At 67.6% G+C, this 12,290-nt stretch carries 10 protein-coding genes and 1 pseudogene; 6 read left to right on the top strand and 5 right to left on the bottom strand.

Translation table 11 applies throughout. The annotated features are described in order from the left end of the window. Positions 1-23 precede the first annotated feature (23 nt). From LGY53_RS04650 to LGY53_RS04640, 3 genes are all read right to left on the bottom strand, one after another. The gene (locus LGY53_RS04650; protein ID WP_308102799.1) at positions 24-452 is read right to left on the bottom strand and encodes a pyridoxamine 5'-phosphate oxidase family protein; all 429 of its coding nucleotides are present in this window, start codon (positions 450-452) and stop codon (positions 24-26) included. Between the two features lie 256 nt (positions 453-708). Next, on the bottom strand, positions 709-2,355 hold the full coding sequence (locus tag LGY53_RS04645; RefSeq protein ID WP_225725359.1) for a fatty acyl-AMP ligase: 1,647 nt from the start codon (positions 2,353-2,355) through the stop codon (positions 709-711). Between the two features lie 154 nt (positions 2,356-2,509). Continuing rightward, positions 2,510-3,163 (bottom strand): 1-acyl-sn-glycerol-3-phosphate acyltransferase, encoded by a 654-nt coding sequence (locus tag LGY53_RS04640; RefSeq protein ID WP_225725358.1) that lies wholly within the window; start codon positions 3,161-3,163, stop codon positions 2,510-2,512. A gap of 135 nt (positions 3,164-3,298) precedes the next feature. Between LGY53_RS04640 and LGY53_RS04635 the strand changes: the two genes are divergently transcribed. Then, complete coding sequence (locus LGY53_RS04635; protein ID WP_225725357.1) at positions 3,299-3,871, top strand: TetR/AcrR family transcriptional regulator; 573 nt, start codon at positions 3,299-3,301, stop codon at positions 3,869-3,871. Between the two features lie 60 nt (positions 3,872-3,931). On the opposite strand, the gene LGY53_RS04630 is transcribed toward LGY53_RS04635, so the two are convergent. After that, positions 3,932-5,113, bottom strand: coding sequence for an aminotransferase class V-fold PLP-dependent enzyme (locus LGY53_RS04630; protein WP_225725356.1), 1,182 nt, complete (start codon positions 5,111-5,113; stop codon positions 3,932-3,934). A 240-nt stretch (positions 5,114-5,353) separates the two neighbouring features. Here LGY53_RS04630 and egtA point away from each other — a divergent pair. Continuing rightward, positions 5,354-6,631: pseudogene (gene egtA / locus LGY53_RS04625) on the top strand (ergothioneine biosynthesis glutamate--cysteine ligase EgtA); the annotation flags it as partial. A 364-nt stretch (positions 6,632-6,995) separates the two neighbouring features. Here egtA and LGY53_RS04620 read toward each other — a convergent pair. Next, a complete protein-coding gene (locus LGY53_RS04620; RefSeq protein ID WP_225725355.1) occupies positions 6,996-7,148 on the bottom strand; it encodes a hypothetical protein in 153 nt (50 codons plus the stop codon). Here LGY53_RS04620 and egtB point away from each other — a divergent pair. The 4 genes from egtB to LGY53_RS04600 all read left to right on the top strand — a co-directional run bounded on the left by egtB (position 7,147) and on the right by LGY53_RS04600 (position 12,266). Further along, positions 7,147-8,484: an ergothioneine biosynthesis protein EgtB gene (gene egtB / locus LGY53_RS04615; RefSeq protein WP_225725354.1), complete on the top strand. Its 1,338-nt coding sequence runs from the start codon at positions 7,147-7,149 to the stop codon at positions 8,482-8,484. The two genes, LGY53_RS04620 and egtB, sit on opposite strands and share 2 nt — an antisense overlap. Positions 8,485-8,487: 3 nt before the next feature. Beyond that, complete coding sequence (locus LGY53_RS04610; RefSeq protein ID WP_225725353.1) at positions 8,488-9,504, top strand: ergothioneine biosynthesis protein EgtC; 1,017 nt, start codon at positions 8,488-8,490, stop codon at positions 9,502-9,504. A 4-nt stretch (positions 9,505-9,508) separates the two neighbouring features. Continuing rightward, complete coding sequence (egtD, locus tag LGY53_RS04605) at positions 9,509-10,480, top strand: L-histidine N(alpha)-methyltransferase (RefSeq protein ID WP_225725352.1); 972 nt, start codon at positions 9,509-9,511, stop codon at positions 10,478-10,480. Between the two features lie 169 nt (positions 10,481-10,649). Further along, positions 10,650-12,266 (top strand): alkaline phosphatase family protein, encoded by a 1,617-nt coding sequence (locus LGY53_RS04600; RefSeq protein ID WP_225725351.1) that lies wholly within the window; start codon positions 10,650-10,652, stop codon positions 12,264-12,266. Positions 12,267-12,290: the final 24 nt, after the last annotated feature.

Raw genomic sequence — 12,290 nt, 5'->3', positions numbered from 1 at the left:
GGCTTTGATATTTCCGAGCGGGCTCATTGTGGTCGAAAGCGGAAACGGGTCTGGGTGAACGAGTCGCCCTTGCCGAAGGCGAGAATCTTGCTCGGTACGATCCCGTAGACGTGGATGAGGTTACCTTCGTTGTCGCCGAAACCATTGTCGCGCACCGTAAAATCCCAGTCGAGCTTCGACTTCCACAGTTGTGCAAGGGTTTTCAATTCGGACGGATCGGTCACTCGGACCGCCGTGCCCTCGACGACCACGTCCAAGCCGCTGTTCATTTGATTTGTTCCGGTGGTGAGGATGCAACGAGGTTCGGCCGCAAGGTTTTTCGCCTTCTGTTCGAGGGGGCCGGTGCAGATGTGCAGCCGATCCCGCGACCACACCGCGGGCAGCGGGGCGACATGCGGGCGGCCGTCGCCGCGCACGGTGGACAGCCAGAACATTTCCGCGGTGTCGAGCACGGCCTCGACGTCGGACCACGGCGTCGGTGTCGAGCCGGGGCTGCTGAATTCTCGATTCAATTCCGCGACGGGCATCGTCGAACTCCTTCGGGTATTCGGGCGCACTACCTGTGTTGACGCCGAACCCGTTCGGAATTCATCGGTGTCGTGCGGTGCGGATTGCGGCATCCTCCCGGCGAACGCCGGGACCGCGGCCGAGCATGAGGGGAGAGCGGCCTGCGGGTCCCGACGTTCGACGGGAGGACGCCAGCGCGGGTCAGCGCAGGTGCACGGCGGTGGCCGCGCGCCGCAGCTTCCCGGACGACGTCTTCGGCAGCGCGCCGGGCCCGAGCACCGTCACGGTGCGCGGCCGCGCACCGACCTCGGAGAACACCGCGTGCACGATTTCGCGTTCGATGCGCTTGACCGCGTCGGGGTCCTGGTGGTCGTTGCTCTCCACCACCACGGCGAAACTCTCCCGCTTCTGGCCCGCGTCCAGGCGCACCGCCACCGCGTTGCCGGGGCGCACGCCCTTGACCCGGGTGGCGGCGCGTTCGATATCGGTGGGGTAGATATTGCGGCCGCCCATGATGATGACGTCCTTGATCCGTCCGCACACCACGATCAGGCCCTCCTCGGTGAAGTACCCGATATCGCCGGTGTCCAGCCAGCCGTGCGAATCCTGTGCCGGGCGAAAGCCGTCCACCGTCACATAGCCGGAAGTTACCGCGGGACCGCGCAATTCGATGACGCCGACCGAGCGGGTGGGCAGCGGCTGGCGTTCCGCGTCGACGATCCGGCCCTCCAGCTGATCGACCAGATAACCGAGCGTCGGCAGACGGCGCACGGTACCCGGATGGCCGTGTTCGTCCTGTACCGGAACGGCTTTGCCGAGCGCCTCCAGCAGGTCGGCATCGATGATGTCGAGCACCTGACCGCGCCCGGGGTCCGGAATCGATACGGCCAGTGTGGTTTCCGCCATGCCGTACACCGGCGTGAGTGCCATCGGGTTGAGCCCGAAGCGCTTTCCGGCCGCGGCCAGCCGCTCCATGGTGTCCGGGTCGACGGGTTCGGCGCCGTTCCACATATAGCGCACCGAGCTCAGGTCGAGGGCGTCGTCATCGGCCTGCTCCAGCCTGCGGGCCAACAGCGAATAGGCGAAATTCGGTGCCGCGGTGACGGTTCCGCGATACTTATCGATCAGCTCGGCCCACAGCAGCGGTTTGGTGAGGAAGTCCAGCGGGGTCACGCAGATTACCTCGGCACCGAATTGCATTGGCACGCTGAGGAACCCGACCATACCCATATCGTGGAACAGCGGCAGCCAGCTGACCATGACGTCGTCGTCGAGCTGGAACTTCACCCGGTCGAACATGGCGTACGCGTTGACGAAGAAGTTGCCGTGCGTGATCCGCACCGCCTTCGGCGAGCCGGTGGAGCCGGAGGTCAACTGCTGCAACGCGATATCGGATTCCCCGGTGGGCACCGGATCGGTGTCCGGACCGTCGTGCAGCTGGTCGATGCGCACCACGGTGATGCCGCGCTCGCGCAGGATCTGCTCCGCCGCCTCGAACGGGGCGCCGAGCACCACCGCCCGCGCCTCGATCATCCGCAGCACCGTCTCGGTGTCACGGGCCCACACCACCAGATCGGTGCGCGGCGTCGGCTGATGCAGCATGGTGATCGATGCGCCGCGCATCCAGATCGCCTGGCAGGCGGGTGCGATATCGACCGGGAGGCCGGCCAGCACGCCGACCGCGTCGCCGTGCCCGATGCCTGCCGCGGCCAGCCCGCCCGCCATTCGCCGGGCCACCGCGTGTATCTCACCCCAGGTCTGCCGCCGGGGCGCGTTCGGCTCGCCTGTCACCAACCCCCTTGCCGACGTCTGCGCCGTCGCGTACATCTCGTCGGTGAACCTGCTCAAATCCGGACTCCCTCATCACCACTCGACCGCCACTCGGCCTCTCCCAACTATCCCGTCTTGACGGACCGGCGTTAACCCCGCAAACGGATGTCCTGGTGAACGCCGGTCGGTTGGTACACGGGGCGGGGCGCGAGTGGGTTCACGGTGCGGGGCGCTACCGGGAGAAGGTCGCGGCGTATTCGTCGACGTAGGGGCGTCCCGCCCGGGTGGCCAGTTCGCGCATGAGGTCGTCGGTGGCGGTGCGGACGGCGGTGGGCTCGAGGCGCGGGTAGTGGTGTGGGGCGCCGAAAGCTATGTGCACCTTGGCGAATCGCCAGGTGCGGCGGCCACGCGGGTTCACCTTGTCGGTGCCGGAGAGCACGACGGGGATGACCGGTGCGCCGGTGGTCATGGCGACCCGGAGAGTTCCGGTGCGGCCGCGGTAGACCCGGCCGTCGGGTGAGCGGGTGCCCTCCGGGTGGATGGCCCAAACACCGCCCGCTTCAAGGATTTTGGTGGCCGCGGCCAGGGCGTCGGCGGCGGCGGTGCCGCCGGTGCGGTCGACCGGCACCTGTCCGGAGACGGAGTAGAACCAGCGGTTGAAGCGTCCGCGCAGGCCGGTGCCGGTGAAGTACTCCTGTTTCGCCAGGAAGGTGACCCGGCGCGGCAGTACCAGCGCGAGGTATAGCGAATCGATCACGGCCAGGTGATTGGCCGCGATGATGACCGGTCCGGTGCGCGGAACATGGTGCAGGCCCTCGATTTTCGGCCTGCCGAGCAGCCGCAGCACGGGGCCGAGCAGGACGTATTTGAACAGCCAGTACCACACAGGGGTTCCTCCCGATAACGAACGCGTAGACATTGTCTACCCGATCGCGTAGACAATGTCTACGAATCCTGCGTAGCGGTATTGACACAACGGTCCGGCGACGAGCCTCGACTCGCGATAGCAGACAATGTCTACATGGCCGAACCGCTGCGCGAACGACTGGTTGATGTGGGCGTCGACCTCCTGGAGGAGGTCGGCGCGGCGCAGCTCGGGCTGCGCGCGATCACCCGGGCGGCCGGTGTCTCACACGGCGCGCCCCGCAGGCACTTTCGCACGCACAACGCGCTACTGGCGGCCATCGCCGCCCGCGGCTTCGCCGACCTCGCGGCGCGCTTCGCCGCGGTACCGGAGGCGGCGCCGCCACGAGATCGCCTGCGGCACATGGCCGTCGAATACGTCGACTTCGCCCGGCGGCGCCCGGAGATGTTCACCCTGATGTTCCGCCACGACCTGCTGGAGGGTTCCGGCGAAAACCTGCGCGCCACAACGCTTCCGCTGTACGACCGATTCGCCGGGCTGGTCGGCGACGTCACCGGGGCAACGGGTGCCGCGGCCCGGGAACGCGCGCTGCTGCTGTGGACCAACCTGCACGGCATCGCCGCCCTCCAAGCCAACCGCAGCCTCGCCCTGGTGGCCCCCGCCGCCGTCAACGGCGCCCTCGTCGCCCGGGTGCTGGTCACCGAGGTGCTCGACCTGCATTTATCGTGACGGGTCTTCCCGCGCTGGCCATCACACGCGCGGGAAGTCGAAACCTACACGGGGACAGCGTTATTCGTGTCGCAGCCCGGCGACCGCCGCGACGAATCGGTCCAACTCGGCGAAGCTGACGAAGGCGTGCGGGGAGGCGCGCACCAGCGAGTCGATACCGCGGCCGGTCATATCGAGCAGGGTGGAGCTCGCGAAGCTGACCGTGACCGTGATGTCCTGCTCCGCCAACCGATCTCGCACCTCGACGGCGGCCATGCCGTCCACGGTGAACGATACGGTGCCGCTCTGCCGCAGCCCCAGATCCCGCACCGTCACGCCGGGAATCTCCGGCAGCGCCTTGCGCAGGTGCGCGGCGCGGGCGGCGACGGCCGCGTACACGTTCTCCGGACCGAGATCGAGCAGGTAGCGCACTGCGGCGCCGAGCCCGAGCCGGGCCGCGACATCGAATTCCCAGAATTCGAAGCGGCGGGCATCGGGCGCGAGGCGGTACTCGTCCGGCGCGGTCCACTGCGCGGAGTGCAGGTCCAGCCGCTCCGGTTCCATCGATTCGGCCAATTCCGGTCGCACATAAAGGAATCCGGTGCCGCGCGGTCCGCGCAGCCATTTGCGTCCGGTGGCCGAGAGCGCGTCGACGCCGAGTTCGGCGACATCGATCGCGAGCTGGCCCATCGATTGGCAGGCGTCGAGCAGCACCAGCGCGCCGACCGAATGCGCGATGCGGGTGGCCTCCGCCGCCGGGTTGACCAGTCCGCCGTTGGTCGGCACGTGCAGCAGCGACACCAGCTGCACCCGTTCGTCGACCATCGCGGACAGCGCGTCCAGATCGATCTGGCCGCTGCTGTCGTTCGGGATCTGCTCGACGACGGCTCCGGTGGCCTTGGCGCGCTGTAGCGCCGCGATGGCATTGCTCGCGTAATCGGTGCCCGAGATCAGGATTCGGTCGCCGGGCCGCAGCGGCACCGAATAGAAGAAATCCGCCCAGGACCGGGTGGCGCTGTCGCTGAGCGCGATTGCGGCCGGGGCCGCGTTGATCAGCTCGCCGATCGCCGTTTTCACCGCGTCGAGATCGGCGAGCCGCTCGTTCGCCGCGCGGTAGCCACCGATCTCGGATTCGCGTCGCAAATGCGCGATGACCGTATCGGTCACGATCCGCGGCGGCAGCGAGGAGCCCGCACTATCCAGGAATACCAACCCCGCGCCGACGCCCGGGGTGTCGGCGCGTACCCGATCCTCATCCAACATGCCGACGACCGTAGCCGGTCGAACTTCCGGATGGCAGGGACTCGGAATCCCCTATTGGCGGGGAAAGAGTGATCTAGCAGCGCGGACGTACCCGTCACAGACCTGTCACAAATCTCTGACGTTTTCTTGTCGGTGGGCATCGCTACCCTGGTTTGGTCGGTATCGCGGAATACGCCGCGACCCCCCGGCGATAACGGAATTGGCAAGCGGACAGCGACTCACACCACGATGGAGGTTGGCATGGCCGTCGCGCTGGAGCATCCGGAATCGGTCGAAAATGCCGTTGAGCTGGGGGAATTATCCTCCCGCGCCGCGGCGGAGGCCTATATCGGCAAGATCTGTTTCAAACAGGGGCCACCGGCGCTCATCGGCGCCGAACTCGAGTGGCTCACCGTGCAGGGTGAGCGTTCGGCCGCAGGCCCATCGGCCGCCCCGCGTCCCCAGTTGACCGTCCTGGCGGATGCCCTCGGACCGTATGCACCACGGTCCATCGCCCCCGATTCACCGGCGCTTCCATTGCCGGGGGGCAGCCGGGTCACCATCGAACCCGGCGGTCAGATCGAACTCTCGAGCGCCCCGTACGCCACCGCAGCGCGGTTGTGCGACGAGCTGCGCGCCGATGCCCGAATGTTGCGGGCCCTGCTCGAATCCCGTTCCATCCGCACCGTTTCCGGTGCCGCCGACGCCGATCGCCGGGCCAGACGCCTGCTGCGATTGCCGCGCTACCGCGCCATGGAACAGTCCTTCGCCGGCATCGGGCCGTTCGGCAAACTCATGATGTGCAATACCGCGGCCACGCAGGTCAGCGTGGACGCCGGGGCCGATCGCGGCGATATCGCGGCCCGCTGGGTCGCCCTGTACGCGATGGGGCCCGCACTGCTCGCGGCCTTCGCCTGCTCGCCCGCGCTGCACGGCGCCCCGGCGGGCGAATGGGTTTCGCAGCGGATGCGAGCCTGGCTGCGGCTCGATCCGGCGCGCACCCGCCCTCCGGTGCACGAATGGCTGGATCCCGTTGCGTCCTATGGTCGTTGGGCGCTGGACGTGCCGCTGCTATGTGTCCGAAGACCCGACGGCCCACCCGGTGACTGGGCCGCGCCGCCCGGCGCGACCTTCGCCGACTGGCTGTCCGGCGCGCTGGACGACGAGATCGGCCGCCGCCCCGACGCCGGCGATCTCGACTACCACCTCACCACGCTTTTCCCGCCCGTGCGCGCCTCGGGTCACCTGGAGATCCGCTACCTCGACGCGCAGCCCGGCGACGACTGGACGGTGCCGATCCACGTCTTCGACGCGCTGTTGTCGAGTCCGGCCGTGGTGGCCGAGGCGACGGCGGTGGCAGCACCGGTCGCCGGTCGTTGGTTGGATGCCGCGCGTAATGGTCTGGCCGACAGTCAGATTCGTGCCGTGGCGGTAGAGCTGCTGACGCTCGCCGCCGATCATGCGCGCGATTCGGCGTCGGTCACCGAGATCGGTGCCGCGATCCGCCGATGTAGTAGCGGCCGCACCCCGGTCGAGGAATCAGCCACGCGCACAACCTCATCCGGGGGCGGTCGAGTTCGATCCGGCGAGCGTTCGGCGAGTACCGACGCCCCAGCCCCATCCGGTGACGGCGCTCCATCGACCCACGATCAGGCGTCGCATAGGCCCGCCCCATCCGTCAGCGGCCAAGTGGTCTCTGGCGAGCGTCCGGCGAGTATCGACGCGCGCGCCCCATCCAGTGACGGCCTCCCAACGACCCAGGATCGGGCGTCGCATGGGTCTGCCCCGTCCGTCAGCGGCCGAGTCGTATCCGGCGAGCGTCCGGTGAATAGCGACGCCCGAGCGCCATCCGGCGGCGTCTCATCGACACGCGATCAGGTGTCGCATGAGCCCGCCCCATCCGTCAGCGGCCGATATAGCCGGTGACGGCGGCGCGCTCGCGCGAGCCGATCGGATCATCCGTGTGCCAGGCCCGGTTCGTGAGCGCGCTATCCGCGCCGACCATGGCCGCATTGCGTTGCGGTCCTTCGCATCTCGCTCGAAAGAACTTCGTCATGACCATTCAGCACCCCACCGATAATTCCGCCACCGAACGACTGCGAGCCGATATCGCCGACGTGCTCGGCAGAGCCCGCACCCGCACCCATACCCTCACCGACTGTCTCGACGAGGCCGAACTCGTCGCCCAGCATTCACGCCTGATGAGCCCACTGGTCTGGGATCTCGCGCACATCGGCAATCAGGAGGAACTCTGGCTGGTCCGCGATGTCGGCGGCCGCGAGCCGGTCCGCGCCGATATCGATGAACTCTACGACGCGTTCAAACACGCCCGCGTCAACCGTCCCGCGCTGCCGCTGCTCGATCCGGCGCAGGCCCGCGGCTACGTCGGCACCGTACGCGAAAAGGTATGGGATGTATTGGACGCCAATGCGTTACGCGGCGATCCGCTGGTCGACGGCGGATTCGCCTTCGGCATGATCGCCCAGCACGAACAGCAGCACGACGAGACCATGCTGGCCACCCATCAGCTGCGCACCGGCGCCGCGGTGCTCGCCGCACCGCCCGCGCCACGGGCCGCCGCCCCGATCGACGGTGAAATCATCGTTCCCGCAGGGGAATTCACCATGGGCACCTCGACCGATCCGTGGGCGCTCGACAATGAGCGTCCGGCGCATCGAGTTCACCTGCCCGCCTTCGCGATCGATGCCGCGCCGGTCACCAACGAGCAGTACCTGGCCTTCATCGACGACGGCGGTTACGACCGGCCCGAGCTGTGGTCCGAGCGCGGCTGGTCGCACCGGCAGGAGGCCGGGCTGGTCGCTCCGCAGTTCTGGGAGCGCGATCCGGCCGGGCAGTGGTGGCGCCGGGTGTTCGGGGTGATGTCCCCGCTGCGGCCGAAACAGCCCGTACTGCACGTGTGCTGGTTCGAGGCCGAGGCGTACGCCAACTGGGCGGGCAAGCGGCTGCCCACCGAGGCCGAGTGGGAGAAGGCGGCCCGGCTCGATCCGGCGACCGGTGCGTCGCGCCGATTCCCTTGGGGCGACGCCGAACCCGATGCCCGCACCGCGAATCTCGGCCAGCGCCACCTGGAACCGGCCGAGGTCGGCGCGTATCCGGACGGCGCGTCGCTGCTCGGCGTACATCAGCTCATCGGCGACGTATGGGAATGGACCGCATCGGGTTTCGAGCCGTACCCGGGCTTCCGCGCCTTCCCGTACCGGGAGTACTCGGAGGTCTTCTTCGGCGGCGACTACCGGGTGCTGCGCGGCGGCTCCTTCGGCACCGATCCGGTGGCCTGCCGCGGCACCTTCCGCAACTGGGACCACCCCATCCGTCGCCAGATCTTCTCCGGCTTCCGATTGGCCCGCGACCTGGGACGAGGTGAGCACTGAGCCATGTGTAGGCATATCGGTTACCTGGGCGATGCGGTTCCCGTAGGCGAAATCCTCACCCGCGGACCACATTCCCTGCGCGTCCAATCGTGGGCGCCCAACGAGATGCGCGGCAGCGCGAAGGTGAACGCCGACGGCTTCGGCGTCGCCTGGTGGCGTGCGAGTGTCGCCATGAAGTCGGCGGCCACCGATACGGCACAACTGCTCGCCCATCGCGCGGACGCCGGTGACCCCGCCGCGGCGAATAGCGGTGCGCCGACCGACCCCGAATTCGAGCGGCCCGGCGACGCGGTGGAATCCACTGCCCGCCAGGCTGTTTCGGAACAGCCGTCGGTGAGCCGGTATCGCAATGCCGCGCCCATCTGGACCGATCCGGCGGTGGACGAGGTGCTGCCGCAATTGACGTCGCGGGCGGTGCTCGGCGCGATCAGGTCCGCGACCTCCGGAATGCCGGTGGAGCGGGCGGCGTGTGCGCCGTTCGTCCACGGCCATTGGGCATTCAGTCACAACGGGGCGGTGCGGGATTGGCGGCGAACGCTGACGGCCGTCTGCGCGGATCTGGATGCCGCCGCATTGAGTGCCGGCGCCAGCCGGCTTTTCGAGGACGAACTGCTGCTCACCGCCGAATCGCCGACCGATTCGGCGACGGTCTGGGTGCTGCTCGCCCGCCTGCTCGACGCCATCGCGCCCGGCGGCTTCGTCGATTCGCCCGCTACGGCGCTGCGGTTGATCACCGAGGCGATCCTCGCGCACGCACCGACCTCGCGGCTGAACTTCCTGCTCGGCGACGGCGAAACCCTCTGGGCCACAACGGTGCACCACTCGCTGTACGCGCTGGTCACCGACTCCTGCGCAATCCTGTCCTCCGAACCGTACGACGACGACCCGGCTTGGCGTTCGATCGCCGACCGGCGACTGGTGATCGCGCGGCCGGGCCACCTCTCGGCCGAACCGCTCACCGCCCCGGAAAGCACGAAAACCGTTGACGACCGCCTCGATTCAGGCACACGAAAGGCCTAGCGCAATGACCGCACCCACCCTGGACATCTACCTATCCGAGGCGGACCTGACCTCCGCATTGCGGACGGACGCCAGGCTCGGCCTGACCGCCGACCCGAAGTGGTTGCCGCCCAAGTGGTTCTACGACGCGCGCGGCAGCGAGCTGTTCGAAAAGATCACCGAACTGCCGGAGTACTACCCGACCCGCACCGAGCGGGCACTGCTGGAGCGGGTGGTCGGCGAGATCGCCCGCACCGCCCAGGCCGAGGTGCTGGTGGAACTCGGCGCCGGTTCGGCCGCCAAGACCAGGCTGCTGCTCACCGCGCTCACCGCCGATGGTCCGTTGAAAACGTATGTGCCGCAGGATGTCTCGGCGACGGCGCTGCAGGATGCGGCGGACCAGATCGCCGCGGAGTTTCCGGGCCTCGCGGTACACGGCGTGGTCAGCGATTTCACCGACACTCTGCACAATCTGCCCGGCGGCGGCCGCCGGATGATCGCCTTCCTCGGCGGCACCATCGGCAATCTGGTGCCCGCCGAGCGCGCCGAATTCCTGGCGAGCATCAGGGATGTGCTGGAGCCGGGCGAGCAACTGCTGCTCGGTGCGGGTCTGGTGATCGATCCGGCCGTCCTGGTGCCCGCCTACGACGACGCCGCGGGCGTCACCGCCGAATTCAACCGAAATGTGCTGCACGTACTGAACTCCCGCCTCGGGGCGGATTTCGTGCCCGATAAGTTCGAGCACGTCGCGCTCTGGGACGCCGAGCAGGAGTGGATCGAAATGCGTTTGGCCGCAACGGAAGATATGACGGTCGAAATCCGAGAGCTCGATTTGACGGTGCGTTTCCAACGAGGGGAGCAGCTGCGTACCGAGATCTCCGCGAAATTCCGCATCGACGGACTGGAAAGTGAGCTGGCCGCAGCCGGTTTCGACACCGAGCAGGTCTGGACCGATCCCGACGATCGCTTCGCGCTGGTTTTGGCGGGCCGCCGCTGAATTCCGGCCTGGGCGGACAATATCGCCCCGAAAACGTGAGATATTGTCCGCCCAGGCCCGGTCAATTGTTTGCTGAACCATCACCGCCCGGTCAGCTCCGCGTTACCCGAACCCGGTTACGTTTCCCCGATTCCGGTCGCTGCCGGATGTCGAGGAATGGAAGTACCAGGTGAATAAGTTCAAATCCGGGATCGCGGTGGCCTGCGCGTGTGCCATGGGAATGATCGCGAGCGGTTGTTCCGCGGACACCGAAACCAAGCATGATGAGCATGTCCTGCTGTTGTCCATCGATGGTATGCATCAGTCCGATCTGGCCGGATATGTGCGGTCCCACCCGGATTCGGCGCTGGCGAAGCTGGTCGGGCGCGGCGCGTCGTTCACCAACGCGCAGACGCCGATTCCGTCGGACTCCTTCCCCGGCCTGATCGCCGCGATCTCCGGCGGCAATCCGAAGACCACCGGCGTGTACTACGACGACACCTGGGCCCGTGATCTGCTGCCCGCGGGCACCACGAATTGCGCGGACGCGAAGAAGGGCACCGAGGTATCCCTCACCGAGGACCTCGACAGGGATCAGCACCGCATCGACGCGGGCCAGGGGTTGACCGGCCTGCCCGACGGCGCCGGCAAACTGACCGGCGACCCGAGCGCCCTGCTCGATCAGGCCAAACTGCCGGTGGATCCGGCGAGCTGTAAACCGTTGGCACCCAACGAGTATCTGAAGGTGAACACGGTCTTCTCGGTGCTGCACGCGGCCGGAAAGCGCACCGCCTGGTCGGACAAGCATCCGGCCTATGTGATCGCCAATGGCAAGGGTGGTCGCTCGATCGACGACCTGTTCACCCCCGAGATCAACAGCGCCGCACCCGGTTCGGACGCCGACTGGACCAAGGATAATTACCTCACTCGCCGCTACGACCTCTACAAGGCCGACGCGGTGGTCAACGAGATCGCGGGCAAGGACCATTCCGGCACCGAGCAGGTCGGCGTGCCCGCGATATTCGGCATGAACTTCCAGTCGGTGTCCACGGCGCAGAAGCTGCCCGCGTCCAAGGGTTATCTGCCGGACGGGAAGCCGGGCGAACTGCTGAGCGGCGCACTGGATTTCGTCGACCAGCAGGTCGGCCGTCTGGTCACGGCGCTGGACAAGGCCGGGCTCACCGATAAGACCTCGATCATCCTGACCGCCAAACACGGTCAATCGCCGATCGACCCGGCGACGCTGACCCGTGTCGACGACAAGAAGATCGTCGACGCGATCAATACCGAATGGGCGGCAACCCATCCCGGCGCCCCGAAGCTGGTCGCGCATGCGATCGATGATTCGGCGATCATCATGTGGCTGACCGACCGCTCGGCCGACGCGGCCGCCTTCGTCAAGCGAAAGCTGTTGGAGACCAACGGGACCGGCACCGACATCAAGGGTGATCCGAAGCCGTACACCGCATCCGGCATCGACAGGGACAAGGTGTACGCGGGCGCGGATGCCGCAAAGTTCTTCGGGGTGAACGCCGACGACCCGCGCGTACCCGATATCTACGCGGGCGCGGTCCCCGGCACCGTGTACACCGGCGGCAAATCGAAGATCGCCGAACACGGCGGTATGACACCGGATGACCGGCATGTGCCGATCGTGGTGGCGGGCAACGGAATCGGGAAGAGTTCGGTGGACGCGGAGGTTTCGCTCACCCAGATCGCCCCGACCATCCTGCGCAGGCTCGACCTGGATCCGAACAAATTGGATGCCGTCACGGCCGAGCACACCGCCGTGCTGCCGGGGCTGTAGAGTTCGCCGAACGGTTCAGCGGCG

This window comes from Nocardia sp. JCM 34519.1, assembly GCF_020361265.1.
Lineage (GTDB): Bacteria > Actinomycetota > Actinomycetes > Mycobacteriales > Mycobacteriaceae > Nocardia > Nocardia arthritidis_A.
Note: the sequence above shows the minus strand (reverse complement) of the source record. Positions and strands in the feature narration are given on the sequence as shown.

Bases quoted from the DNA above. Each gene is read 5' to 3' on its own strand.
- LGY53_RS04630 (WP_225725356.1), bottom strand. From the start codon at position 5,113: ATGTTGGATGAGGATCGGGTACGCGCCGACACCCCGGGCGTCGGCGCG.
- LGY53_RS04635 (WP_225725357.1), top strand. From the start codon at position 3,299: ATGGCCGAACCGCTGCGCGAACGACTGGTTGATGTGGGCGTCGACCTC.
- LGY53_RS04620 (WP_225725355.1), bottom strand. From the start codon at position 7,148: ATGACGAAGTTCTTTCGAGCGAGATGCGAAGGACCGCAACGCAATGCG.
- LGY53_RS04610 (WP_225725353.1), top strand. From the start codon at position 8,488: ATGTGTAGGCATATCGGTTACCTGGGCGATGCGGTTCCCGTAGGCGAA.
- egtB (WP_225725354.1), top strand. From the start codon at position 7,147: ATGACCATTCAGCACCCCACCGATAATTCCGCCACCGAACGACTGCGA.
- egtD (WP_225725352.1), top strand. From the start codon at position 9,509: ATGACCGCACCCACCCTGGACATCTACCTATCCGAGGCGGACCTGACC.